Origin of the sequence: Prevotella sp. 20925_1_30 (genome assembly GCF_041433025.1) — a bacterium.
Lineage (GTDB): Bacteria > Bacteroidota > Bacteroidia > Bacteroidales > Bacteroidaceae > Prevotella > Prevotella vespertina.
Map to the genome: position 1 here is coordinate 12,128 of NZ_JAPWAR010000009.1, position 24,339 is coordinate 36,466.

Here is a 24,339-nt window from a genome sequence, read left to right on the forward strand (position 1 = left end):
AATCCAAAGAAGAAAACTTAAAATTGGATTATAAATCTTTATTCAACAACTTCACCAAATAAATCAAATTCATCAGAATCTGTAACACGAACATTATAGAATTCCCCAATATTCAACAGCTTTTTAGATGCTGGAATCAACACCTCTGGATCCACTTCTGGAGAACAATATTCCGTTCGTCCTATATAATATTCGCCTTCTTTACGATCAACAATCACTTTAAAGACTTTGCCAACCTTCTCCGCTTCTAGTTCTTCTGATATTCCTTGTTGGATTGCCATCAGTTCATCCAATCGTTGTTGTTTCACTTCTTCTGGTACATCATCCTTATAATGTGTGGCACTATAAGTTCCTTCTTCCTCAGAATAAGCAAATGCTCCCATGCGTTCAAAGCGAGCTTCAGTAACAAACTCTTTTAATTCCTTGAAATCTTCTTCTGTCTCACCTGGGAAACCAACAAGTAATGTTGTACGTAAGTGAATACCAGGTACTCGGCGTCGAATCTCTTGGATAAGATTTATGGTTTCTTGCTTGGTTACATGGCGGTGCATGCGAGTAAGCATATTGTCCGAGATATGCTGGAATGCAATATCAAGGTACTTACAAACATTATCTTTCTTTGCAATGACATCCAATAAATCAAGTGGGAACTGATTAGGATAAGCGTAATGAAGTCGGATCCATTGCACACCTTCTATATCTGCCATCCGTGATATAAGCTCTGTAATATGGTGCTTTCCATCAAGATCCACCCCATAATAAGTAAGTTCCTGCTCTATAATCTGGAACTCTTTTACCCCCTGTTTAACAAGTTCCTTCACCTCATTCAATATTTCATCTATAGGACGAGAATGATGTTTACCCGTTATTAAAGGAATTGCGCAATAAGCACAATGACGATCACAGCCCTCCGCTATCTTCACATAAGCATAATGGCGTGGAGTTGTTAGGTGGCGAGTACCATCACAAGAGGGGATACTTGCCTTTCCTAAATCCGTCAATAACTGCTTATAATTAAACTTACCATAGAATTTATCTACTTCAGGCAATTCTGCTTCCAATTCATCTTTGTAACGTTGTGAGAGACATCCCATAACGTAAAGGCGATTGAGCTGACCATTCTTCTTGCGATTAATAAATTCTAGTATGGTATTTATACTCTCTTCTTTTGCAGATTCGATAAATCCACAAGTATTAATGACCGCAATTTCACCCTGCGGACGTTCTGCATCGTGTGTACAATGATAACCATTTTCTTCAAACTGCTTCATGATAATCTCAGAATCAACAAGATTCTTTGAGCAGCCCATGGTCACAATATCTATTTGATTTTTCTTCATTCGAATATAGCAAAGCCTATTACTATTTGAATAGACTATCAACAAATTGGGTCTTATCAAAGAGTTGCAAATCTTCCATTCCTTCGCCCAAACCGATATATTTTACAGGAACCTTTAACTGATCACTAATACCTATCACAACGCCTCCCTTGGCCGTTCCGTCCAATTTTGTAATTGCGAGGGATGTTATCTGTGTAACAGCAGCGAATTGACGAGCCTGTTCAAAGGCATTTTGCCCTGTACTTCCATCAAGAACTAGCAAAACTTCATGAGGTGCTTCAGGGACAACCTTCTTCATTACGTCCTTAATCTTCTTTAGCTCATTCATCAAGCCTACTTTATTATGCAATCGCCCAGCTGTATCTATAATCACAACGTCGGCACCGTTTGCTTTTGCGCTCTGCAAAGTATCAAAGGCAACACTTGCAGGATCGGCTCCCATCTGCTGTTTAATAACAGGAACTCCAACGCGGTCGCCCCATATCTGAATCTGTTCTACAGCCGCCGCACGGAATGTATCAGCCGCACCGAGATAAACTTTCTTGCCAGCTTGTTTAAATTGATAAGCAAGTTTACCTATGGTTGTCGTTTTTCCGACACCATTTACTCCAACAACAAGAATAACATATGGATGTGTATCCTCGGGTAAAGTCCATTCTACCGAATCTCCAGAATTATTTTCTGTCAGTAATTCCGTAATCTCTCCTTTCAGAATTTCATTCAATTCGCTAGTAGAAACGTATTTATCTCTTGCTACACGATCTTCGATTCGATGGATGATTTTAATCGTTGTGTCCACACCAACATCTGAAGAAACTAGAATTTCCTCCAGATTATCTAGTACTTCATCATCCACTTTCGACTTTCCTGCAACGGCACGCGCTAGCTTCGAGAAAACATTTTGCTTTGTCTTCTCAAGTCCTTTATCTAGTGTTTCTTTCTTCTTCTTGCTAAATAATCCAAATAATCCCATACTCAATTAGCTAATTTGATGTTGCAAAGATAATAAAAAAAAGGAGAACAAACAAATTAAATGGATTACTAACAGAGTGAGTAATCTCGATTAAATCGTGTATTGTAGTGTTGTGTTTGCCGAAATGGTTAGTAGTTTCTAGCTCAAACGTAATGAGTTGTTCTGTAATAATATATTATCATTTTAGTTATCTCTATTTGCGTTATTTGGAAACGTGGCTTGATTTCCTCTCAAATATGCAAATTATAGGATTGTTTTTCTATGCCATTATAAGTAAAAGATAATCAGGGAGTTATGGCTTTGATAGTTCTTTTTTATCAGAAAATACTATTGTTTTAAGTAAATTTTACCATCATTTTACTCAAAAATAGCGATGATTTCGATGAAAAATAACTATCGTTTCGAAGAAAAAGTACTATCGTTTTACCCAAAAAGTACTATCGTTTTGTCAAAAAGATACCTTCGTTTTTTAAAAATCTAATATCCGAGCTGAATTTTTCTGATTTTATTTGTTTTGTTTTTCTAGATTCGTTGCGTCAATAAACAGTATTTTGTAAACTTATATGATTGTTTGATACAAATTGATAGTAGCCATTGATATGCTATTTTCTTAGCACTTATGGACTTGTAAGTCGAATAAATTTTACTAATTGGCTATAAGAATCGTGGTAAAACAATAGTTTTTTTATACACCTTATATATTATAAGAGCGTAAGCAATAAGCCTTTGTAAGCTCATTCGGAAAGGAAGAAATCGCCTGCGGTTAGTAAGTTAATAGAACAATCGTCTATACATTCTCATGGTTTAATCGATTCCTATCATCTAAAAAGGAACTGATTTATTTTGTTTTATCTTTGAATTATAGTACTTTTGCACCAAATTAATTAGACGGATATGCAATTAAAGAAGAAGAGGTGGCATTGCCTTCCAGGGCAAGAGCCAACCGAAATGGATTTAAAGATAATGGCGTTTGAGAAACAAGGCAAGTTGGTTCCTACTCGCGATATGATAAAGACGCCTGAGCAGATAGAAGGTATCCGCAAGAGTGGAGTAGTGAATACGGGTTGTTTAGATGCCGTTGCAGAGGCCATTCATGTAGGAATGAATACGCAGGAAATAGATGATATTTGTATGCAATATTGCAAAGATCATAACGCCATTCCTGCTTGTTTGAATTATGAAGGCTATCCTAAGAGCGTTTGTACTAGTATAAATGAGGTTGTTTGCCATGGTATTCCAAAGAAGGAGGATGTTCTTCAAGAGGGCGATATCATTAATGTTGATATGACAACGATTGTAGATGGTTATTTTGCCGATGCAAGTCGTATGTTTATTGTAGGCGGTAAGACAACTCCAGAGAAGGAGCGCTTGGTTCGAGTAGCTAAAGAATGCCTTGAAATAGGTGCTGAAGCCGCAAAACCCTATTCTTTTGTTGGTGATATTGGGCATGCAATTCAAAAACACGCAGAGAAGAATGGTTATGGCGTTGTGCGTGATTTGTGTGGTCATGGCGTTGGAATTGAGTTCCACGAGCAACCAGATGTTGTTCATTATGGGCATAAAGGAACAGGAATGTTGCTAGTTCCTGGTATGGTATTTACCATAGAGCCAATGATTAATATGGGTACATGGAAGGTATTTATTGATGCTGACGACCCATATGGTTGGGAAGTAATCACAGGTGATGAGAAACCTTCAGCTCAATGGGAGCATACATTCGTTATGACCGAGCATGGACTGGAGATATTAACTCATTAAAGAAGTTTGCGAAATAATGGAAGATATTTATATATTAGGCATTGAAAGTAGTTGTGACGATACGAGCGCTGCTGTATTGAAGGATGGCATCATTCTCAGTAATGTGACCGCTTCGCAAGAAGTTCATAAGGCTTATGGCGGAGTTGTACCAGAATTAGCCTCAAGAGCACATCAACAAAATGTAGTTCCGGTAGTTGATCAAGCTTTGGTGCGTGCAGGAATAACCAAAGAGCAGCTATCTGCTGTTGCTTTTACACGTGGTCCGGGTCTTATGGGAAGCCTCTTAGTTGGTGTTAGCTTTGCAAAAGGATTTGCACGTTCCTTGAACATTCCTTTGATAGATGTCAATCATTTACAAGGACATGTTATGGCGCACTTCATAAAAGAAAGTGAAGATGACAACCATATGCCTCCTTTCCCCTTTATCTGCTTATTAGTTTCTGGTGGAAACTCACAGATTGTTAAGGTGAATGCTTACAACGATATGGAGGTTTTGGGGCAGACTATTGACGATGCTGCTGGTGAAGCTATTGATAAGTGTTCTAAGGTTATGGGATTAGGATACCCTGGTGGTCCTATAATAGATAAGCTCGCTCGTCAAGGTAACCCCTTAGCATATAAGTTTGCAGAACCCAATGTGCCAGGTTTTGATTACTCTTTCTCGGGTTTGAAGACTTCTTTCTTATATAATATGAGGAAGTGGGTTGAAGAAGAACCTAATTTTATAGAGAATCATAAAGAAGATATTGCAGCAAGTCTCGAACATGCCATTGTAGACATCCTAATGAAGAAACTTCGTTTGGCTGTTAAACAAACGGGAATTAAGCATGTTGCTGTCGCAGGTGGTGTGTCGGCTAATAATGGTTTGCGTAATGCTTTCCGTGATCATGCGGAGCGTTATGGGTGGACAATCTATATTCCGAAGTTCAGCTATACAACAGATAATGCTGCAATGATAGCAAGTGTTGGTACATTTAAATATAGAGATAAAGACTTTACTCAGATTGATGTACCAGCATTCAGTAAAGTAACCTTTAAGTAATAACAAAATAGAATACCCTATACAATAAGATTATGGATTTTGAAAGTAAGATCATTTCTCGCCAAATCGGCGATATCCTTTATGCATCTGGTTTAACTATTGGTACAGCAGAGAGCTGCACTGGTGGTCGTATTAGCGAAGCAATCATGGCAATCCCTGGTTCTTCTGATTATTATAAAGGTGGCGTTGTCGCCTATACTGACGATGTTAAAGAGAGATTATTGCATGTCTCTCACGAAACATTAGAGCAATATACAGCAGTATCAGAAGAAGTCGCTCGTGAAATGGTGTTAGGAACGATTGATACTATTGGTGTAGACTTTGCAATTGCCTCTACGGGATATGCTGGTCCTAGTGGTGGTACAGCTGAAGCTCCAGTTGGTACAATCTGGCTTGCTTATGGAAATAAAGATGAGGTAAGAACTTTTAAGCTCACAGAAGACTTTGGACGTGATATTAATCTTGCCATAGCAACCAATAAAGCTATCCGCTTAATGCTTGATTTCCTGAATGATATGGACATAAAGTCCGAATAATACTGCAAAAAAGCTTAAAAACAGTAATTAACTTTGCTAAAGTTTTGCTCATTTGAAATCTTTTTGTAATTTTGCATCCTGTTTGGAATAGGTATCAATTAACGAATCACAAAACAAAGATAGAAATGTCTAAGATTTGTCAAATCACAGGAAAGAAGGCACAGCTAGGTTGTAATGTGTCTCACTCAAAGCACCGTACAAAGAGAAGCTTTGATGTAAACCTCTTCAGCAAGAAGTTCTACTATGTAGAAGAGAGTTGCTGGATTGAGCTGAAGATTAGTGCTGCTGGTCTTCGTCTTATTAACAAGGTAGGTCTTGATGCTGCTCTTAAGCAGGCTGTATCAAAGGGTTATGTTGACTGGAAGGACATTAAGGTAATAGGAGACTAAATATCATGGCAAAGAAAGCTAAAGGAAACAGAGTCCAAGTTATCTTGGAATGTACCGAGATGAAGAATAGCGGTATGGCTGGTACAAGCCGTTACGTGACTACAAAGAATCGTAAGAATACTCCAGAGCGTCTTGAGCTTATGAAGTATAATCCTGTTTTGAAGAAGATGACTCTTCACAAGGAGATTAAGTAAGCACGCACTGAATAGTAAAGTTAATAGTTAAAACGAATAGACTATGGCAAAGAAAGCGGTCGCTACCCTCCATGAAGGTTCTTCGGATGGTCGCGCATATTCAAAGGTAATCAAGATGGTTAAGAGCCCAAAGACGGGTGCTTATATTTTTGATGAGCAGATGGTTCCTAATGAGGACGTCAAAGAATTCTTTAAGAATTAATTCTTATAAAGATATAAATAAAGAAGGTTGTAGATTTATTCTACAACCTTTTTTTGTTTAATCTTATTTACTTCAATAATGAATGAAAAAGTGAGGACTACATAAATAAATGTAGTCCTCACTTCTTATAATTGGTTGTCGTTTTAAATTGACTTGTAACCTTTCGTACTATTGCGAGCAAGCAGATCTTTAAGGTTCAGTTCTTTATTACCATTAGCTTCGTAAGCCTCTCTCATCTCTTCTTCCCCTTCAGCTTCAGCTTCAGAGTGAGTGAATGTAATACTTCTGTTTTTAAGTTCTGCGATTGCCCAAGCTATCAATGCAATAGCAAGTAGTGCAACCAGTCCTATCATTGGAGTTGTCATAATTGATTTGTTTTAATTTTCTAATGCAAAAGTACATTAAGTTTCGGAAAGCACCAAATAATCTATAGCTTTTCAGTAACTTTGCAGCATTAAACCAAAAGGATAGAGATACGATTGACTTTAAGATAAGAGATCGTATAAAGTCTCAGTTACTTTATGCTGCCAGCTGTATTGACATTGGGATGTACTAAAACATAATATGACAATGAAGAGAATCTTTTTATGTTCATCGTTTGCAGATGTTGCTTCAATCCTATTGGAGTTTGTTCCCACTCCATTGGAGGGTAAGACTATTGCATTTATCCCTACGGCTAGTATTCATGATGATTACACACAATATGTATATGATGCCAAAGCTGCTCTCGTTTCTCTTGGACTTATCATTAAGGACTTAGAGATTACACAATATAGCACGACAGAGATAGAAGGAATCTTAAATGATTGTGATTATATATATGTTTCGGGTGGTAATACATTCTTTCTCATGCAAGAATTAAGAAGAACTGGCACAGACAAGTTACTAATTGATCAAATAGAGAATGGTAAACTATATATAGGTGAATCAGCAGGAACAATGATACTTGCTTCTAATATAGAATACGCCAAAGATATGGATAATCATCTTGAACAAACACCTGGTTTTACAGACTTTAGTGGGCTCGGGGTCATAGACTTTTATCCTATCGTCCATTACAACAGTTTTCCTTTCGTGGAAGCTACAAAGAAAGTTATTCAAAAGAACAAACATCTATCCTTGAAGATTATAACTAATAAGCAAGCGATTACGATAATAGACGATAAAGTAAGTATAAAAGAGAATAAGTAGAATCGGTAAAGACTTATGGTCTACGCTACAAAATTCTATAAACCATATTATAATAGAATGACAAGAAAAGAAAGATATGATTATGTACTAAGTTACTTTCGAAAGCATACTGGTCATGTGACAACTGAACTTAACTTTGGCTCAGCATTTCAATTGCTTTGTGCCACATTGCTTTCTGCTCAATGCACAGATAAAAGGATTAATGCGATTACACCAGAATTATTCCGACATTATCCAGATGCTAAGACGATGGCTAAGGCAAGTGTTGAGGATGTCTTTGAATATGTTAAGAGTGTTTCTTATCCTAATTCAAAGGCAACGCATTTGGTAGATATGTCAAGGATGTTGGTTGAGAAGTTTAACGGGGAAGTTCCTTCTACTCCAGACGAGCTTACACAGTTACCAGGTGTTGGACGCAAAACCGCCAATGTGATACAAGCAGTTTGGTTTGGAAAGCCCACCTTAGCTGTAGATACGCATGTTTATCGTGTTAGTCATCGGTTGGGCTTAGTACCGTCAACAGCGAATACTCCACGTAAGGTTGAGGATTATCTGATGAAGAACATTCCAACGGAAGAGGTTTCTGATGCACATCATTGGATATTACTTCATGGGCGTTATGTTTGTAAGAGTGCTAAGGCAGATTGTGAACATTGTCCTTTTGATGAGATATGTCCAAAGTTGATGAAAGATAGCAAGTTGTAAATCATTTATTAGTAGTTAAGGGGGAGAACAAAAGATTATGAACACAAAGAAGATCATGCACTTCCTGAAGGGAATTGCTGCAAATAACAATAGAGAATGGTTTCAAGAACATAAGGCAGAATATGATGCTGTAAAGGATGATTTTGAAAAAGGTGTAGAGCAGATAATAGCCCAACTATCCACCTTTGATGATGAAATTGCTCATCTTACAGCGAAAGATTGTACTTATCGTTTCTATCGTGATATACGTTTCTCACCCGATAAGAGTCCATACAAACGTCACTTAGGAGCTTACATCTGTGGACATGGTAGAAAGGCATTGCGTGGTGGATATTATATCCATCTCCAACCTGGTAACTGTTTAATTGCAGTAGGTTGTTATTGGTTGCCAACGAATATCCTAACATCATGTCGTAATGAGATTATGGCAAATATAGATGAATGGCGAAAGGATGTTGAGAATGACGAATTTATTAGTCTATTTGGACGTCCTAACCAGGGGGAATGGAGTGATGATAAAGTAAGTGAGAAAGGTTTTGGACTAACAGCTTTAAAGACAGCTCCTAAGGGCTTCCCTAAAGATTATGAGTATTTACACTATTTACGTATGAAAGATTATTGTTGTTGGGTATCCGTTCCTGATGACTTCTTTAATGGTGATAGTTGGCACAAAGAGCTAGAACACATCTGCAAGACTGGTAAACCAATGATGGACTTTATCAATACTGTTGTTGATGATTACGAGTAATTTTATCTATCGATAATCATAAAAAGAGATATAAGAAAGTATTTACTTACTTATATCTCTTTTTCTTTCTATCTGTTTAAACAGACTTACAATAGTTCTTCTATCTGCTTAGCAATATTCTCAATCTTCTCTGTTGGTTCAAAGCGTGCAACGACTTGTCCTTTCTTATTAATAAGGAACTTAGTGAAATTCCATTTAATATCCGCTTTTTCCTTATAATCAGGATCAGTTTCTGAAAGCATTTTGTCAAGGATAGGGTAGAGTTCATGTGATTCATCCCAACCAGCGAAGCCCTTTTGTTCCTTCAAGAATTTGAAAAGTGGATCAGCGTCATCACCATTTACTTTCACCTTCTTGAACCTAGGGAATTCCGTCCCATAATTTAGTTTGCAGAACTCATGAATACTTTCATCAGTACCAGGAGCTTGCTGTCCGAACTGGTTACATGGGAAGTCAAGAACCTCAAAGCCCTTTGCATGGTATTTCTCATAAAGTGCTTCCAGTTGGTCATAGGTTGGTGTGAAGCCGCATTTGGTCGCTGTATTAACAATTAGCAGTACCTCGTTGGCATACTCTTTCAATGATACTTCCTTACCTTTTCTGTCCTTGACAGAGAATTCATAAACTGTTCTCATTTCTTGTTTGTTTTATCTTCTGCTTTTAATAAGAAACTAAATTATTATGTGTTGCAAATGTACTAATTTTATTTGTTTCTCCCTGCATTGTTTAAAAGTTTTTATGCCTAATTCGCTAAAACGTGTCGATATATGTCCAGAAAGGATGATAGGGATTTCCCTATTACCAAATAGTGTATTTACATTAAGATTATTAGTTAATTGCTGTACTTTTGCATCAAACAAGTAACAGAAACTATAATATTAAAAGATAAGCTTATGAAACGAGTTGCGAAATTATTCTTAGCCCTTGCAGTAGTTGCAAGTCCTATGCTTTTTACAAGTTGTGATGACTATGATGATAATGGTTATTACTATTACAACGATTTAGTTAGTAGTGCAGTACGCAATTATCGTTATGATTATCCTAATGGTTCCGACTATTACACAGCTTATAACTGGTTCTATGTTCATTATCCAGAAGCCTATACCAATGAGTTTTATGCTTTCATGGATGCTATAGGCAGTAGCCGTAATGCTTATTGGAACAGCTATAATAACGGCAATTATAACTGGAATAACAATTACAATAACCAGTACAATTCCTCCAATAATCAACTAGTTGCAGAGGCTCAAACACTAACAGGTGAATGGGAAGGCGACATTATTTATGAGTACACTAATGACAAAACTCACCAGCGTGTGCGCGATCAATTTACAGCTAACATGAAGTTCTTCCAGTATGACTCTTCTACAAGTTCTTTAAGTGGTAATGGTGTTGAAGTTGATACTAACTCAAAGGGTGAAACACAAACGCTTAACTTCTCATGGTATGTGAACAATGATGGTAACATTTATATCAAATATACCAAGACAGGTACTATATTCGTATTGGATAAGAATAAAGGAAATGACGGCTTCCACTTAGGTTACGAACAGGGTAAAGGTTATGACACCTTCTTCGGTACAGGTTATAGTACAAATACCACAGACGTTCTCAAACTCGATCTTGCACGTCAGAGACCAGCTTCTGCTAAGGCTAGCACACTCTCTACAAGAGTTGCAAGTCAATACACCTCATTTGGTAAGGCTACTCAGAACGATTTTGCTAAGTTCAAGACAGATGCAGTTAGTCGTCTACACGAGAGATAATAGCAGTAGAATCGCTTTTCTATAGCTTCATATATATTAATTAGAATCCCTCTAACTGAGAAGTTAGAGGGATTCTTTGCTTCAATAAATTGTTATAATTGTTTGATACACTTTCTTTTATGACTATTTTTTTGTACCTTTGCAGCCGTTTGACTTCATTGTTGGAATGGAATCATACGTATGATTGGAAGTGAAATGAAGAAAAGTATTCAATTTTTAAAGGATTGGACCTTACCTGTATCGATAGCCACTGGTGCAGTATTATATCTCCTCTTTGCGTTTATCCCTGCATTGGACAACGCATCGAGCATCCTTGCTCCAGTCTTCAATGCTATCCTTCCCTTATTTATGTTCCTTGTCCTTTATGTTACCTTCTGTAAGGTTGATTACCATAAACTACTTCCCGTGAAGTGGCACCTGTGGGTAGGACTCTTCCAAATAGTTAGCGTAATTGTCATAGTTGGATGGATCATGTACTTCCACGCTACGGGTAAAGTTTTAATTCTTTTAGAAGCTATACTCACCTGTATTATAGGACCTTGCGCCTCAGCTGCAGCCGTCGTTACACAGAAAATTGGAGGTGACTTGACAGAGATGGTTACTTACACTTTCATTTCAAATTTCATTTGCGCTATTCTTATTCCAATTTGTTTCCCTTTGATAGAAACGAACATGGGCTTTACTTTTACTGGTGCCTTCTTGCTCATTCTTAATAAAGTGAGTTTAGTGCTAATCGTACCAATGCTATTGGCATATATTACAAAGCACTGGCACTTGTTACGCCCCCTCTATAGATGGATTATTAATGTGAATGATCTAAGTTATTATCTCTGGTGTGCGTCCTTACTGATTGTTTCTGGAACAACCGTTAAGAATATTGTCCATGCTAATGTAAGTGTTTCTTTCCTCTTACTCATAGCTATTTCGAGTTTGGTACTATGTTTGTTACAATTTATAGCAGGGAAATCAATAGGAGCCTTCTTCCATAATGCAGTCAATTCTGGACAAGCTTTAGGTCAGAAGAATACAACCTTTGCCATTTGGATAGCCAACACTTATCTTAATCCGCTCTCTACAGTAGGACCAGGATGTTATATCCTTTGGCAGAACATTATTAACAGCGTTGAAATTTGGCATTACTCAAAGTCAAAGAAACGCACTAATTAAAATATATTTTGTTGTGAAAAGTATTAAGTATTTAATAGCATTTATTTGTTTACTTTCCGTGCAAGTTATGAAAGCACAGAAAGGTATCGTAGACAACACAAACATTGATCAAGCAATGCGAACCAGGATGGATATTCAACCTGATGAAATGCCCAGCCAGTCTATAAGCCAGAAGCCAATAGAAGACGTGAGTGAAATGTCTTTAGAAGCGAAGCCCGTTTCTTCCGTTCAGTCAACAATGCATATTGCTAATTCTCGCAATCAAGTTGTTTTGCTAATTGGTGATTCAATGGTCGATGGGTTAGGTGCTCGTTTTAATGATTACGCAGTAAAGAATGGCTTTGAATTTCACTCAGTAGTATGGTATGGTAGTACCACACGTAATTGGGCAAATACACAAGACCTTCAATACCAAATTGAGAAGTTCCGTCCAACCTATGTAATCATAAGTCTTGGAACAAATGATTTGGGCTATTATGACTTTACTAGACGTTCAGAGGCTATCCAAACCATCTTAGATCGTGTTGGCAATATCCCTTACGTATGGGTTGGACCATTATCATGGCGTAAGATAAAGAATAGAAACATTGTAAATGTAATTCGTGAGCGTACTGGTGCTGAACGTTTCTTTGATAGCAGTTCTATAGTTGCCGCTCGTATAGATGGTATTCATCCTACTCGGCAAGGTGCAACACAATGGGTAGACAAGATAGTAGAATGGATGGGGAAACCAGAACTTAACGCTAATCCTATAGAAATGGATAAACCCGACTTCACGACAACCTTTCGTCACGATGAGAAGCATGGTATGAGTTATCATGGCAGACGCTAATGAGTTCTCATAATATAAAACTTATTCTATCAACAATAAGCAAAGGGACTCCTTAGAGTTCCTTTATTTTTTGTTTTCATCTATTTAAAGTAATACTTTAAAAGTACTTATAGTAATAGTATATTTATATTGCTATAAAAGATTGTATATCAATATTATATATTCTTTACTTAACTTATTATTTCTCTTAAATCAGTGGGATTTAAATAAGCGAATTATTCTCTAACTTAAAGTACGATTGACGTTTAACTTAAAGTACAATCGTTGTTTAACTTAAAGTACGATTGTTGTTTAACTTGAAGTACGATTGTTGTTTAACTTGAAGTATGATAGACTTACAACAGCGTAGGAATCGTAGTCCCATTACATAATCCCCGATAGCTAACCTTTATTTATGCACATTTTATTTTGTAATGTGCCAATAAGTATGTACCTTTGCGCACATATTGAAGTAATGTGCAATGGAACAGATTTCGAGTTTTAATGAACTAGTAGAGAAGAGTATCATAAAGTTCTGGGACATGGATGCTCTTACAGATTACAAGGGTAAGACCCTTCAGTATCATGATGTTGCCAGAAAGATTGAAAAGCTACATATCATGTTTGAAGCGAGTGGTGTACAGAAAGGCGATAAGATAGCTTTATGTGGACGCAACTCCTCGGCTTGGGCGGCTTCTTTCTTAGCCGTGTTGACCTATGGTGCAGTAGCTGTACCCATCTTGCATGAGTTTATGCCCGAACAAATACATAATATTGTAAACCATTCGGATGCTAAACTTTTATTTGTTGGCGACGTTGTTGTAACCCAGATTGATGCTACAAAGATGCCGAAGCTGGAAGGTATTATTTATATTCCAGATTACTCCTTAGTAGTGAGCCGTACGGAGAAACTAACCTATGCTCGCGAACATCTGAATGAGGAGTTTGGACGCCGTTACCCAAAGTATTTCCGTCCTGAGCATGTACATTACTATCGTGAGCAAAGCCCCGATGAATTGGCGTTAATTAACTACACAAGTGGTACTACAGGTCGCTCGAAAGGAGTAATGCTTCCTTATCGTTCCTTGTGGAGCAATGCAGACTTTGCTAAACATGTACTTGGAGATGTTGTCAAACCAGGAAGTAATGTTATAAGCATACTCCCAATGGCACACATGTACGGCATGTCCTTTGAGTTCATTTATGAGTTCCTTTCAGGTGTCCATGTATATTACCTTACACGTATACCTTCGCCAGCTATAATCTCTCAAGCATTACAAGAAGTAAAGCCTATCATTATGATAGCTGTACCCCTTGTGATTGAAAAGATTATCCGCAAGAAAGTCTTCCCTAAGATTCAGAACAACAAGATGCGTTTGCTACTGAACATGCCTGTTATAAACAAGAAAGTTCGTGCAAAGATACGTGAGCAGGTTTATCAAGCATTCGGTGGTAATTTGTATGAAATTATCATCGGTGGAGCTGCACTTAATGGAGAGATCGAGAACTTCTTACGCATGATAGAGTTCCCTTATACTGTTGGCTATGGAGCTACAGAATGTGGGCCAATCATTTGCTATCGTGATTGGCATACCTTTGCAAAAGGATCGTGCGGGCAGGCTGCACTTCATCAAGAGGTGCGCATAGATAGTCCTGATCCTGCTAATGTAGCTGGTGAGATTCTTACTAAGGGACCTAATGTTCTGTTGGGTTATTATAAGAATGAGGAAGATACTGCACGTACCATTGATAAGGAGGGTTGGTTCCACACAGGAGATCTCGGATTAATGGACGAGGATGGTAATGTATTTATAAAGGGACGTTCCAAGAACTTACTGCTTGGTAGTAACGGACAGAATATCTATCCTGAAGAGATAGAGGATAAGTTGAACTCCTTGGCACTGGTAAGTGAATGTTTGGTTATTCAGAAGGGCGAGAAACTCATAGCTTTGGTTTATCCAGACTATGACGAAGCACAGAATCTTGGACTTAATGCGGAGGATATCAAGAATATAATGGAAGAAAACCGCACACAGTTGAATACCATCGTACCAGCTTATTGTAAGGTGGCAGAGATTCGTGTTCAAGAAGAAGAGTTTGAGAAAACCCCGAAGAAGTCTATTAAACGTTATCTCTATACTGAATAAGATAAGTTTAAACATTTATAGCACCTAAGGTGCTAATGACATAAGCCTTAGAGTAGGAGTGTGTCAATCATATAAATAAGGGCAAATATCCCTGCCTATTTGTAGAATCATTGATTCATTGAATAGACGAGGATATTTGTCTTTATATGTATTTCTTACCTATTTAAATTTACGTAGAATCACTTCGCTAATTACCTTTTTTAAGGATGAAAACATAGACGTTAACCTATTTCAATTAAAAAAGTCTTTAAAAACCAACACTAAGTTTTTATTTAATATAATTTAGATACAAATATTCGCCCTATCCGCTTTTATGTTGTACTTTTGTGACTCGTTGAATGATACATAAGAATACAATATAAATTGTGAGATAATGGTGGAATCTATTGATATTAGAGAGTTAAATGAGAGAATCGAACGGCAGAGTTCTTTTGTGACAGACCTTACAACTGGAATGAATCAAATAATAGTTGGCCAAAAGCATCTAATTGATTCGTTACTTATATCTTTACTTAGTGATGGTCACATCCTATTAGAGGGTGTCCCTGGTCTAGCAAAGACACTTGCTATCAAGACGCTATCACAGCTCATTGATGTGCGTTATAGTCGTATTCAGTTCACTCCAGATTTGTTGCCTGCTGATGTTATTGGTACACAAATCTATTCGCAAAAGGACGAAACCTTCCACGTAAAGAAAGGACCTATCTTCTCTAACTTTATACTTGCTGATGAGATTAACCGTGCGCCTGCAAAGGTTCAAAGTGCACTATTGGAAGCAATGCAAGAACATCAAGTTACCATTGGTGAGTCTACATTCACCTTGCCTGATCCTTTCCTTGTTATGGCAACACAGAATCCAATAGAGCAAGAGGGTACTTATATGTTGCCAGAAGCACAGGTGGATCGATTCATGTTGAAGGTTGTTCTTGATTATCCAACATTAGATGAAGAGAAACTTGTCGTTCGAATGAATCTACAAGGCAATGCTCCTGTAATTCGCCCTGTTATTGGTACTAAAGAAATCCTTGAAGCAAGAAAGGTTGTTGAGGATGTTTACTTGGATGACAAGATTATGCAGTATATTACTGATATCGTCTTTGCTACAAGATACCCTGAACGCTATCAATTAGCTGACTTGAAAGAGATGATAACCTTTGGTGGTAGTCCACGTGCAAGTATCAATCTTGCCAGAGCTAGCCGTGCATACGCCTTTATCAAGCACCGTGGCTATGTAGTACCAGAAGATGTACGTGCTGTCGCACATGATGTTCTTCGTCACAGAATTGGTTTATCATACGAGGCAGAAGCTGCTAACTTAACTACAGAGACAATCGTTAGTGAGATAATTAACAAGGTGCAAGTACCTTAATGATTCTCGTTTCATTGTTAAGTGTATTGTAAGAAAAGATAGTTTTCATCATTGTATATGGATACAACTGAGTTACTAAAGAAAGTACGTAAAATAGAGATTAAAGCTCTAGGCTTAAGCCAGAATATATTTGCTGGTCAATATCATTCTGTCTTTAAGGGTAGAGGTATGGCATTTTCTGAAGTACGCGAGTATCAGTATGGCGATGATGTTCGTGATATTGATTGGAATGTTACGGGTCGCTTTCATCGTCCTTACATAAAAGTCTTTGAAGAAGAACGCGAACTGACTGTAATGTTGGTGATAGATGTGAGTGGTTCTTTAGATTTCGGTACCGCTGGACAACTTAAACGTGAATGTGTGACGGAGATTGCTGCTACATTAGCATTCTCGGCTATTCAAAACAATGATAAGATTGGTGTTATCTTCTTTTCTGATCACGTTGAGAAGTATATCCCACCCAAGAAGGGTAGGAAACATATTCTTTATTTAATTAGAGAGATGTTGACATTTACGCCAAATAGTAAGAAGACAGATGTTGGAGTAGGACTGGAATATCTTAATAAGGTTGTCAAACGTCGTTGTACAGCTTTTGTAATTAGCGATTTCTATACGAGGAAGGATTTTAGTCAGGAATTACGTATCACAAATAGAAAACATGACGTTGTTGCCATTCAAGTATATGACCCACGTGCAAAGGTAATGCCTGATGTCGGTTTGCTGAAAGTTATTGATGCAGAGACAGGACATGAGATGTATGTTGATACACATGATATTCGTGTTCGAAAGGCCCACAATACCTATTGGGAAGAGCGTGAACAGCGATTGCATGATACTTTAACGCAAAGTCACGTTGATAGTGTGGCTATAGCTACTAATGACGATTATGTCAAGATGTTGATAACGTTATTTTTAAAGAGAAGACGATGAAAAGGTTTTTGGTGATAATAGCGTTATTATCTATAGTTGGTGTCAGCTATGCACAGATAAATGTTAGAGCTAGTATTGATTCTACTCATATATTAATAGGTGGAAGAACTAGTTATAGTATTGTCGTAGATGTTCCCCGTGGTACAAAGGTTTCCTTTCCTAAACAGATTGTGCCGAAAGAGTATGCACAAGACGTGGAAGTGTTAAAGGTGAATCGTAGTGTTACGGATTCTTCTAATCATCAGTTGAATAAACGTACCTATGTGTTGACGGCATGGAATGCAAAGCATTATACCATTCCTGCACAGAAGGTTGTTATTAATGGTAAGACGAGTTTGACGAAAGCCGTTAGCTTTGATGTTCGTTCTATTCCTGTTGATACGGTCAAGAATACTCCAATGCCACCTGATGATATTCAGCAGGTTAGCCTTACTTTTGCAGAGTGGCTTCCCGTCATTCTAATTGGATTGTTGATTCTCATACTTTTAGGGCTTGCTTATTATCTCTATAAGTCATTAAGTAGACGTAAGGTTAGTAAGAAGGAGCGTGTATTATCTTCTTATGAACAAGCACTAAATGAGTTGGAAGAGATTCGCTCACAAATAAAGTCTTATTCAGATCAAAAGACCTATTATACGCATGTAACTGATGTCTTGAGAAGATATATCTCTAAGCGTTATAAGTTTAATGCTTTGGAGATGACTTCTTCTGAAATCTTGGATAAACTACATGATGAATGTAAAGAGACAGATATTAAAGAGTTAGAAGAAATTTTCAATACAGTAGATCTCGTAAAGTTTGCTAAATACCAAACGGGTGAAAATGATAAGAACTACTATTTCGATAATGTAGTACGTTTCATAGAAACGACAAAGAAAGATGATATTGTTCCAATAGTTGACAAGACTGAGGAGACAAGGAGTCAGCGTACTCGTAAAATTATCAAGTTGGCTATCATATTATTATTAGTTTGTTCTGTGGCTCTGTTCATATATTTCGTGTCAGAGATTATAGGACTTCTAGTGTAATGTAAATTGATGTAGAAATGGAATTTGCCAATAGTGGATACCTTCTTTTACTTATCTTGTTAATACCTTATTTATTATGGTATTTCCTTTGTGGTAAAGGTAAGGAACCAACCATAAAGATGAGCGATACATTCGCTTATCAACATATCTCAAAGAGTTGGAGGATTCGGATGATCCATCTTCCAATGTTTCTGCGTTGTCTAGTTTATACTTTGGTGGTCATTGTGTTAGCACGCCCACAAACGTATAACTCCTGGGATAATAAGGATGCTGAAGGAATTGATATCATGTTGACGATGGATATTTCAGCAAGTATGTTGACAGAAGATGTGTTCCCTAATCGTATAGAAGTGGCAAAAGAAGTGGCTTCAGATTTTATTAGTGGACGCCCTAATGATAACATCGGTCTGACGATATTTGCAGGAGAGGCTTTCACACAATGTCCAATGACAGTCGACCATGCCGCTTTATTAAATCTTCTTCATAATGTACGTACAGATTTAGTAGTGAAAGGATTAATACAGGATGGAACAGCTATTGGTATGGGACTTGCTAATTCGGTTAGTCGTCTAAAAGACTCGAAAGCAAAGAGTAAGGTTATCATTCTGTTGACTGATGGTAGTAATAATGTCGGTTCTATCTCTCCAATGACAGCTGCGTCTATAGCTAAGAAATATGGTATAAGAATCTATACTATAGGTTTGGGTAAGGAGTCAGAAGGAGATTTAGGAGCAATAGACTATAAGACATTACAAAATATAGCTGTATCAACAAATGGAGAGTTTTATAGAGCGCAAAGCCAAGCTGAACTTTCCAAGATTTATCAAGATATTGATAAATTAGAGAAGACGAAATTGAGAGTAAAAGCTTATAGTCATTTGCATGAGGCTTATATGCCCTTTGCATGGCTGGCATTGTTCCTCTTCTGTTTAGATTTACTATTACTTCTGACGGTTTTTAGAAGATTACCATAAGTGATTTGCCTATATATAATAAGGTGAATAACTTATTTAATGTGATAAATGAAGAATGTTTAGATTTGATAATCCTACATATTTATGGTTGTTATTGCTGATACCTCTATTAGCAATGATTTATCTATATTCTCTTCGCCAAAATAAACGTAGACTTAAACGATTTGGTTCGCTAAAGTTAATGCATCAATTATCTCCAATGGCAAGTCCAAGAAGGAAGTTGATAAAGTTTGTTTTGGCAGAATTAATATTGACATTGCTTATATTGATAGTAGCTCGTCCACAGATTGGTAATAAGATCGCAAATAATACAAGTAGAGAGGGCATCGAAGTTATTATAGCGCTTGATATTAGTAACTCTATGTTGGCTACAGATGTTGTACCTTCACGTTTAGATAAGAGTAAACTTATGGTTGAGGGACTCATGAATAAGTTTACGAAGAACAAACTAGGTTTAATCGTTTTTGCGGGCGACGCTTTTGTTCAACTACCGATAACGAGTGATTATGTTTCGGCAAAGATGTTCTTGGATAATATAAATCCTTCATTAATCGGAACACAAGGAACAGACATAGGTAAAGCGATTAACTTAGCTATGCATAGTTTTACACCTAATACTCAAACAGGTAAAGCGATTGTTGTCATTACAGATGGTGAAGATAATGAGGGAGGTGCAGAAGCTATGGCAAAACAAGCGCAAGAAAAGGGTATTAAGGTGTTTATACTTGGTATAGGTTCTACACAAGGAACTACCATTCCAATGCCTAATGGTGAGGACTTGAGAGATTCCAATGGTAATATTGTTAAGACACATCTCAATGAAGAAATGTGTAAGAAAATAGCAGATGCAGGGCACGGAGTATATATACACGTAGATAATAGTAGTGTTGCTGATGCCCTTCTGGAGAGAGAACTTGGAAAACTTCAAAAGGGAGAGATAAATAATGTTGTATATAGTGATTATGATGAGCAATTCCAGGCGTTTGCACTACTTGCCGTCTTATCACTCATCATTGATGTCTTTATTCTAGAAAGAAAGAGAAAGTATTAAATAAGTATATGTTTAAGCGGCTTTATTTTATAGTATGTCTTTTGATGATATCGTTTGTTACGCTTAATGCTCAAACGAGTAATCAGTTAATTAGGAAAGGAAATAAGAACTTTTCCTCAAAGAACTATGCACAAGCTGAGGTCTTTTATCGTAAGGCTATCGATAAGGAACCTAATAATGCTATTGGCAATTATAATTTAGCTAGATGTTTACAGGCGCAACATAAGAATGCAGAAGCAAAAAAGATTTACGAGAAAGCGGCTAAATTAGAAACAGATCCTATTCGCCAGGCTAGTAGCTATAATAATCTTGGTACTATTTATCAAGGAGAGAAAAACTATAGTAAGGCTATTGATTATTATAAGAAGGCAATGCGTGATAACCCTTCTCATAATAATGCACGTTATAACTTCGAGTTATGTCAACGTCAGCAGAAGAAACAGAATAATAAGAAGAACTCTGGTGGGTCTAAAAATAATCAGAATAAAAACAAACAAAATAAGAATCAATCGAACAAAGATAATAAACAGAAGAAGAAGGATAATTCTCAGCAAAAGCCTCAAAACAATAATAATGATATGAGCAAGAGTAATGCTGAACAATTATTGAATGCGGCTATGCAACAGGAAAAAGAGACTCAAAAGAGGCTGGCAAAGGCAATGCAACAACCTTCAGATAAAAAACTTGATAAAAATTGGTAACTATTAGAAATATGAAACGATATATATTTTTACTTTTCATACTTTTATGTACGCTTGGAATGAAGGCACAATATGTTCGTGTCGTAGCTCCTAAGCATGTATCAGTGGGAGAGGAGTTCCAAGTTGAATATACAGTATATACTCAGGATGTTCGTAGATTTCAGTTAGGTAGATTATCTAATGGACTTGAGAAAGTATATGGACCTGCAACATCCTCTCAGTCTAATTATCAGTTTATTAATGGTCATGCTAGTAGTTCCTCTACAGTCACGTTTGCGTATGTCTTTGTGGCTACAAAAAAGGGTAACCTCGGGATAGGACCAGCGAAGATTGTAGTTAATGGTCAAGAGATTGCATCTACGCCTGTAAGAATTAATGCATCTGGTAATGCAAAGGGAGCTTATGCTTCTTCAAAGGGAAGTTACAATGACGTTCAAGATGATCCACGTTCTTCCTCCTCACACATTAGCTCTAAAGATTTATTCATTAAGGTTTCTGCAAATAAAACAACAGTTTACGAACAAGAACCAGTCCTTTTAACTTATAAAGTTTATACAACAAAGAATCTGCGTCAGTTAATTGGTAAAATGCCTGATTTAACGGGTTTCCACGTCCAAGAAGTTAATTTGCCACAACAAAAGACTTTCCATAAAGAGCGTGTAGGTAATCGAGTTTATAACTGTGTTACATGGAGTAAGTATGTCATGTACCCACAGATGACAGGAACTTTAAAAGTACCTGCCTTAACTTTCCATGGCTTAGTTCAAGAGAGTAATAATTTTAATCCATTTGAAGCTTTTGGTATCGATGATGGTATCACGAATATAAAGAAAGATATTCTTGCATCTGGCTTGTCGATAAAAGTTTTACCATTACCAACTCCTCCTTCTGATTTCTCTGGAGGTGTTGGTCATTTTAACCTTTCAGGGCAATTAAATAAGAAAGAAGTAAAAGCAGGTGATCCTGTTTCTATTCGTGTTGTAGTTAGTGGAGCAGGAAATCTGAAATTGATAAAACAACCTATTATTCAGATACCTAAGGGGTTTGAAAAATACGATGTGAAGATTACCGACAAGACACAATTAACAGAAAATGGAGTTGAAGGAAATATAATTTATGATCAGGTTATCGTTCCTCAACAAGAAGGAGTTGTTTCCATTCCTCCAGTTAAATTTGTTTATTATGACTTGGTTCAGCATAAGTATGTTACCCTTCAGACTTCTCCGATGGAATTGAAGGTTATGCGAGGTGATGGTAGTTCTAAAGATATTTTATCAGTAGATTTACCTAATGAAGATATTTTACCTTTGAAGGTTGGAGATAGTGCATTGGATAAGGTAGGTCATTTCTTCTTTGGTTCTATTCCATATTATATTATTCTTTTGTTACTACTTGTTAGTGGATCTATTTTAGCTTATAGATATAAGGACCGTTTCGCTCATCGTGTTGATATGGTTCTCAAGCGAGGAAAAAATGCAAGTAGGATAGCAACTTCTCGTTTGCATTCAGCCAATCTATTAAAGATGAAAGGGAGAAATATAGAGTTCTATGATGAAATCTTACAAGCACTTTGGGGCTATGTTAGTGATAAATTAAATCTCCCAGTCGAACAATTGTCACATGATAATATTAGTGAGCAATTAACGGCTATTAATGTTCCTATGGAGGTTATAGACAAGTTCATTACGGCTATAGATGAATGTGAGTATGAGCGTTATGCACCTGGAAATGAGAAAGGGAATATGCAAAAGACATTTGATGTAGCAATGGAAGCCATTTCAGAGATGGAAGAAACGATTAAAAAAGTAAAGGTTCAGAAGTCTAAGAATAATAATATTCTTTCCTTCTTGATGATAGTTTTATTAGCTCTCCCTATCCATGCCTTCTCTCAAACTAAGTCAGATGTTGACAAATTATATCAAAAGGGCAACTATGCACAAGCTGTAAAGGGATATGAAAAGTTATTGGAACAAGGCGAGTCTGCGGCTTTATACTATAATTTAGGAAATTGTTATTATCGTCTCGATAATATACCTCATGCTGTACTAGCTTATGAACGTGCCCAACGTTTGGCTCCTAGTGATGATGACATTCGTTTTAATCTTCAGTTGGCTCAATCAAAAACAATTGATAAGTTAACGCCAGAATCAGAAATGTTTTTCGTTACTTGGTATAAGACTCTTGTAAATCTATTAAGTGTAGATAGTTGGGCTTATTTGAGTCTTATTTCTCTATTTCTGGCTTTAGTATCTTTAGTGGTATATATTTTTGTAGAGAAAGAACTTCTACAGAAATTGTCAAGAGGAACACTCCCTTTATTTTTTGTCCTATTTATTCTTACCACATTTTTTGCCATCCAACAAGTATGTTTGTTAGATGCAAGTAATCATGGTATCATAATGTTACCATCTGCTGTAGTAAGAGAAACACCTGATCAAAAGTCTAAAGAGATATTCATTCTTCATGAAGGGTCTAAAGTAAAGATTACTGATCAAGGTTTGAGTAAATGGACAGGTGTTCAACTTAATAATGGACGACAAGGTTGGGTACAAACCTCTTGTATTGAAGCAATTTAATAAGTTTTATATATAAGTTTATTAGTCATTAATTTTGTATGAGTTTTGAAGCCTTACATACAATTGATAAGTGCGTACTACTTACTCTGAATGGAAGCAATAATTTGTTTCTAGACAACCTAGTCGTGACTTTGACTTCTGCCTATACGTGGATATTGTTGTATGGAGCTTTACTTTATTTAGTTATAAAAAATAATGAAAATTGGTGGAAGATAATGCTTATTGTCGGTACCATAGGAATAGGATTATTGATTGTTGATGGTGTGAATCTTGGTATTGTTAAGCCACTTGTAGCCCGACCACGTCCTCTCAATAATCCAGACTTACAGGGAATTGTTGTGGCTGTAAACCATTATATGGCTGATGGGTATAGCTTTTTCTCGTCACATACTGCTAATGCCTTTGTGATATCAGTATTCTTCTGTTTATTGGTACGTGACCGTATCTTTTCTATTTTAATGATTGCATGGAGCATTATGGTATCCCTAACACGTCCATATCTTGGTGTTCATTACCCTTCCGATGTATTTGTTGGGATGATATTTGGTTCAAGCGTCGCTGTTTTCATTTATTTTTTATACCTTCGCATTTATATTCGTTTTAGTGACAAATTACACTATATTTCGACAAAATATACGCGAACAGGTTATAGCTTTGCAGATATAGACGTTGTTATTAGTGTACTTATATTGTCATTTATTTATGCGGCTTTTCGTGCCGTCTTATCAATATAAATTAAAT

25 protein-coding genes are annotated in these 24,339 nt (G+C 36.8%); 21 read left to right on the plus strand and 4 right to left on the minus strand.

The features are described from left to right. Window positions 1-38 precede the first annotated feature (38 nt). Both rimO and ftsY read right to left on the minus strand, forming a co-directional pair. Window positions 39-1,340 (minus strand): 30S ribosomal protein S12 methylthiotransferase RimO, encoded by a 1,302-nt coding sequence (gene rimO / locus O3603_RS05545; protein WP_036894603.1) that lies wholly within the window; start codon window positions 1,338-1,340, stop codon window positions 39-41. Window positions 1,341-1,362: 22 nt separating this feature from the next. Then, window positions 1,363-2,313 carry a signal recognition particle-docking protein FtsY gene (ftsY, locus tag O3603_RS05550; RefSeq protein WP_155715982.1) on the minus strand — a complete coding sequence of 317 codons (951 nt, stop codon included), beginning with the start codon at window positions 2,311-2,313 and terminating at the stop codon, window positions 1,363-1,365. 894 nt (window positions 2,314-3,207) lie between these two features. On the opposite strand from ftsY, the gene map reads away from it, so the two are divergent. From map to O3603_RS05580, 6 genes are all read left to right on the plus strand, one after another. After that, entirely contained in the window at window positions 3,208-4,071 is an 864-nt protein-coding gene (gene map, locus O3603_RS05555; protein ID WP_155715983.1) for a type I methionyl aminopeptidase, read from the plus strand. 16 nt (window positions 4,072-4,087) lie between these two features. Then, on the plus strand, window positions 4,088-5,113 hold the full coding sequence (gene tsaD, locus O3603_RS05560; RefSeq protein ID WP_371521371.1) for a tRNA (adenosine(37)-N6)-threonylcarbamoyltransferase complex transferase subunit TsaD: 1,026 nt from the start codon (window positions 4,088-4,090) through the stop codon (window positions 5,111-5,113). A 32-nt stretch (window positions 5,114-5,145) separates the two neighbouring features. Beyond that, a complete protein-coding gene (locus O3603_RS05565) occupies window positions 5,146-5,649 on the plus strand; it encodes a CinA family protein (protein ID WP_155715985.1) in 504 nt (167 codons plus the stop codon). Between the two features lie 125 nt (window positions 5,650-5,774). Continuing rightward, window positions 5,775-6,038: a 50S ribosomal protein L28 gene (rpmB, locus tag O3603_RS05570; protein WP_009434212.1), complete on the plus strand. Its 264-nt coding sequence runs from the start codon at window positions 5,775-5,777 to the stop codon at window positions 6,036-6,038. A 5-nt stretch (window positions 6,039-6,043) separates the two neighbouring features. After that, the gene (gene rpmG / locus O3603_RS05575) at window positions 6,044-6,232 is read left to right on the plus strand and encodes a 50S ribosomal protein L33 (RefSeq protein ID WP_004383676.1); all 189 of its coding nucleotides are present in this window, start codon (window positions 6,044-6,046) and stop codon (window positions 6,230-6,232) included. A gap of 43 nt (window positions 6,233-6,275) precedes the next feature. Further along, window positions 6,276-6,434, plus strand: coding sequence for a DUF4295 domain-containing protein (locus tag O3603_RS05580; protein ID WP_004383675.1), 159 nt, complete (start codon window positions 6,276-6,278; stop codon window positions 6,432-6,434). A 143-nt stretch (window positions 6,435-6,577) separates the two neighbouring features. Here O3603_RS05580 and O3603_RS05585 read toward each other — a convergent pair whose 3' ends face one another. Continuing rightward, window positions 6,578-6,799: a hypothetical protein gene (locus tag O3603_RS05585; RefSeq protein WP_009434161.1), complete on the minus strand. Its 222-nt coding sequence runs from the start codon at window positions 6,797-6,799 to the stop codon at window positions 6,578-6,580. Between the two features lie 205 nt (window positions 6,800-7,004). On the opposite strand from O3603_RS05585, the gene O3603_RS05590 reads away from it, so the two are divergent. The 3 genes from O3603_RS05590 to O3603_RS05600 are packed head-to-tail and all read left to right on the plus strand — an operon-like array spanning window position 7,005 to window position 9,078. Further along, window positions 7,005-7,625, plus strand: a complete 621-nt coding sequence (locus O3603_RS05590) for a Type 1 glutamine amidotransferase-like domain-containing protein (protein ID WP_371521374.1) — start codon at window positions 7,005-7,007, stop codon at window positions 7,623-7,625. 57 nt (window positions 7,626-7,682) lie between these two features. Beyond that, the gene (gene nth / locus O3603_RS05595) at window positions 7,683-8,330 is read left to right on the plus strand and encodes an endonuclease III (protein WP_155715987.1); all 648 of its coding nucleotides are present in this window, start codon (window positions 7,683-7,685) and stop codon (window positions 8,328-8,330) included. 37 nt (window positions 8,331-8,367) lie between these two features. Continuing rightward, a complete protein-coding gene (locus O3603_RS05600; RefSeq protein ID WP_371521376.1) occupies window positions 8,368-9,078 on the plus strand; it encodes a DUF2461 domain-containing protein in 711 nt (236 codons plus the stop codon). An 86-nt stretch (window positions 9,079-9,164) separates the two neighbouring features. Here the strand turns inward: O3603_RS05600 and O3603_RS05605 are convergent, their stop codons facing one another. After that, window positions 9,165-9,713: a glutathione peroxidase gene (locus O3603_RS05605; protein ID WP_004383670.1), complete on the minus strand. Its 549-nt coding sequence runs from the start codon at window positions 9,711-9,713 to the stop codon at window positions 9,165-9,167. A gap of 258 nt (window positions 9,714-9,971) precedes the next feature. Here O3603_RS05605 and O3603_RS05610 point away from each other — a divergent pair, with 258 nt between their 5' ends. The 12 genes from O3603_RS05610 to O3603_RS05665 all read left to right on the plus strand — a co-directional run bounded on the left by O3603_RS05610 (window position 9,972) and on the right by O3603_RS05665 (window position 24,332). Further along, window positions 9,972-10,844 (plus strand): hypothetical protein, encoded by an 873-nt coding sequence (locus tag O3603_RS05610; RefSeq protein WP_311453372.1) that lies wholly within the window; start codon window positions 9,972-9,974, stop codon window positions 10,842-10,844. Between the two features lie 195 nt (window positions 10,845-11,039). Beyond that, a complete protein-coding gene (locus O3603_RS05615) occupies window positions 11,040-12,011 on the plus strand; it encodes a transporter (RefSeq protein WP_371521378.1) in 972 nt (323 codons plus the stop codon). Window positions 12,012-12,078: 67 nt separating this feature from the next. Beyond that, window positions 12,079-12,843: an SGNH/GDSL hydrolase family protein gene (locus O3603_RS05620; protein ID WP_371521380.1), complete on the plus strand. Its 765-nt coding sequence runs from the start codon at window positions 12,079-12,081 to the stop codon at window positions 12,841-12,843. A gap of 461 nt (window positions 12,844-13,304) precedes the next feature. Then, window positions 13,305-14,969 carry an AMP-binding protein gene (locus O3603_RS05625; RefSeq protein WP_009434188.1) on the plus strand — a complete coding sequence of 555 codons (1,665 nt, stop codon included), beginning with the start codon at window positions 13,305-13,307 and terminating at the stop codon, window positions 14,967-14,969. 373 nt (window positions 14,970-15,342) lie between these two features. Beyond that, entirely contained in the window at window positions 15,343-16,338 is a 996-nt protein-coding gene (locus tag O3603_RS05630; protein ID WP_155716488.1) for a MoxR family ATPase, read from the plus strand. Between the two features lie 57 nt (window positions 16,339-16,395). Then, on the plus strand, window positions 16,396-17,268 hold the full coding sequence (locus O3603_RS05635) for a DUF58 domain-containing protein (protein ID WP_036894612.1): 873 nt from the start codon (window positions 16,396-16,398) through the stop codon (window positions 17,266-17,268). Next, on the plus strand, window positions 17,265-18,296 hold the full coding sequence (locus O3603_RS05640) for a DUF4381 family protein (RefSeq protein WP_371521383.1): 1,032 nt from the start codon (window positions 17,265-17,267) through the stop codon (window positions 18,294-18,296). Before O3603_RS05635 ends, O3603_RS05640 begins: the two co-directional genes overlap by 4 nt. A gap of 17 nt (window positions 18,297-18,313) precedes the next feature. Continuing rightward, window positions 18,314-19,270 (plus strand): VWA domain-containing protein, encoded by a 957-nt coding sequence (locus tag O3603_RS05645; RefSeq protein ID WP_371521385.1) that lies wholly within the window; start codon window positions 18,314-18,316, stop codon window positions 19,268-19,270. Window positions 19,271-19,325: 55 nt separating this feature from the next. Continuing rightward, window positions 19,326-20,321 carry a VWA domain-containing protein gene (locus tag O3603_RS05650; RefSeq protein ID WP_371521387.1) on the plus strand — a complete coding sequence of 332 codons (996 nt, stop codon included), beginning with the start codon at window positions 19,326-19,328 and terminating at the stop codon, window positions 20,319-20,321. Between the two features lie 8 nt (window positions 20,322-20,329). Continuing rightward, a complete protein-coding gene (locus tag O3603_RS05655; RefSeq protein WP_009434213.1) occupies window positions 20,330-21,022 on the plus strand; it encodes a tetratricopeptide repeat protein in 693 nt (230 codons plus the stop codon). 11 nt (window positions 21,023-21,033) lie between these two features. Then, entirely contained in the window at window positions 21,034-23,598 is a 2,565-nt protein-coding gene (locus tag O3603_RS05660) for a BatD family protein (RefSeq protein WP_371521389.1), read from the plus strand. A gap of 38 nt (window positions 23,599-23,636) precedes the next feature. Beyond that, complete coding sequence (locus O3603_RS05665) at window positions 23,637-24,332, plus strand: phosphatase PAP2 family protein (RefSeq protein WP_371521391.1); 696 nt, start codon at window positions 23,637-23,639, stop codon at window positions 24,330-24,332. Window positions 24,333-24,339 lie beyond the last annotated feature (7 nt).

Bases quoted from the DNA above. Each gene is read 5' to 3' on its own strand.
- O3603_RS05635 (WP_036894612.1), top strand. From the start codon at position 16,396: ATGGATACAACTGAGTTACTAAAGAAAGTACGTAAAATAGAGATTAAA.
- O3603_RS05600 (WP_371521376.1), top strand. From the start codon at position 8,368: ATGAACACAAAGAAGATCATGCACTTCCTGAAGGGAATTGCTGCAAAT.
- rpmB (WP_009434212.1), top strand. From the start codon at position 5,775: ATGTCTAAGATTTGTCAAATCACAGGAAAGAAGGCACAGCTAGGTTGT.
- O3603_RS05590 (WP_371521374.1), top strand. From the start codon at position 7,005: ATGAAGAGAATCTTTTTATGTTCATCGTTTGCAGATGTTGCTTCAATC.
- O3603_RS05625 (WP_009434188.1), top strand. From the start codon at position 13,305: ATGGAACAGATTTCGAGTTTTAATGAACTAGTAGAGAAGAGTATCATA.
- rpmG (WP_004383676.1), top strand. From the start codon at position 6,044: ATGGCAAAGAAAGCTAAAGGAAACAGAGTCCAAGTTATCTTGGAATGT.
- O3603_RS05655 (WP_009434213.1), top strand. From the start codon at position 20,330: ATGTTTAAGCGGCTTTATTTTATAGTATGTCTTTTGATGATATCGTTT.
- O3603_RS05580 (WP_004383675.1), top strand. From the start codon at position 6,276: ATGGCAAAGAAAGCGGTCGCTACCCTCCATGAAGGTTCTTCGGATGGT.
- tsaD (WP_371521371.1), top strand. From the start codon at position 4,088: ATGGAAGATATTTATATATTAGGCATTGAAAGTAGTTGTGACGATACG.
- O3603_RS05565 (WP_155715985.1), top strand. From the start codon at position 5,146: ATGGATTTTGAAAGTAAGATCATTTCTCGCCAAATCGGCGATATCCTT.
- O3603_RS05665 (WP_371521391.1), top strand. From the start codon at position 23,637: ATGAGTTTTGAAGCCTTACATACAATTGATAAGTGCGTACTACTTACT.
- O3603_RS05610 (WP_311453372.1), top strand. From the start codon at position 9,972: ATGAAACGAGTTGCGAAATTATTCTTAGCCCTTGCAGTAGTTGCAAGT.
- map (WP_155715983.1), top strand. From the start codon at position 3,208: ATGCAATTAAAGAAGAAGAGGTGGCATTGCCTTCCAGGGCAAGAGCCA.
- O3603_RS05605 (WP_004383670.1), bottom strand. From the start codon at position 9,713: ATGAGAACAGTTTATGAATTCTCTGTCAAGGACAGAAAAGGTAAGGAA.
- O3603_RS05615 (WP_371521378.1), top strand. From the start codon at position 11,040: ATGAAGAAAAGTATTCAATTTTTAAAGGATTGGACCTTACCTGTATCG.
- O3603_RS05650 (WP_371521387.1), top strand. From the start codon at position 19,326: ATGTTTAGATTTGATAATCCTACATATTTATGGTTGTTATTGCTGATA.
- O3603_RS05640 (WP_371521383.1), top strand. From the start codon at position 17,265: ATGAAAAGGTTTTTGGTGATAATAGCGTTATTATCTATAGTTGGTGTC.
- nth (WP_155715987.1), top strand. From the start codon at position 7,683: ATGACAAGAAAAGAAAGATATGATTATGTACTAAGTTACTTTCGAAAG.
- O3603_RS05645 (WP_371521385.1), top strand. From the start codon at position 18,314: ATGGAATTTGCCAATAGTGGATACCTTCTTTTACTTATCTTGTTAATA.
- O3603_RS05585 (WP_009434161.1), bottom strand. From the start codon at position 6,799: ATGACAACTCCAATGATAGGACTGGTTGCACTACTTGCTATTGCATTG.
- O3603_RS05620 (WP_371521380.1), top strand. From the start codon at position 12,079: ATGAAAGCACAGAAAGGTATCGTAGACAACACAAACATTGATCAAGCA.
- O3603_RS05660 (WP_371521389.1), top strand. From the start codon at position 21,034: ATGAAACGATATATATTTTTACTTTTCATACTTTTATGTACGCTTGGA.
- O3603_RS05630 (WP_155716488.1), top strand. From the start codon at position 15,343: ATGGTGGAATCTATTGATATTAGAGAGTTAAATGAGAGAATCGAACGG.
- ftsY (WP_155715982.1), bottom strand. From the start codon at position 2,313: ATGGGATTATTTGGATTATTTAGCAAGAAGAAGAAAGAAACACTAGAT.
- rimO (WP_036894603.1), bottom strand. From the start codon at position 1,340: ATGAAGAAAAATCAAATAGATATTGTGACCATGGGCTGCTCAAAGAAT.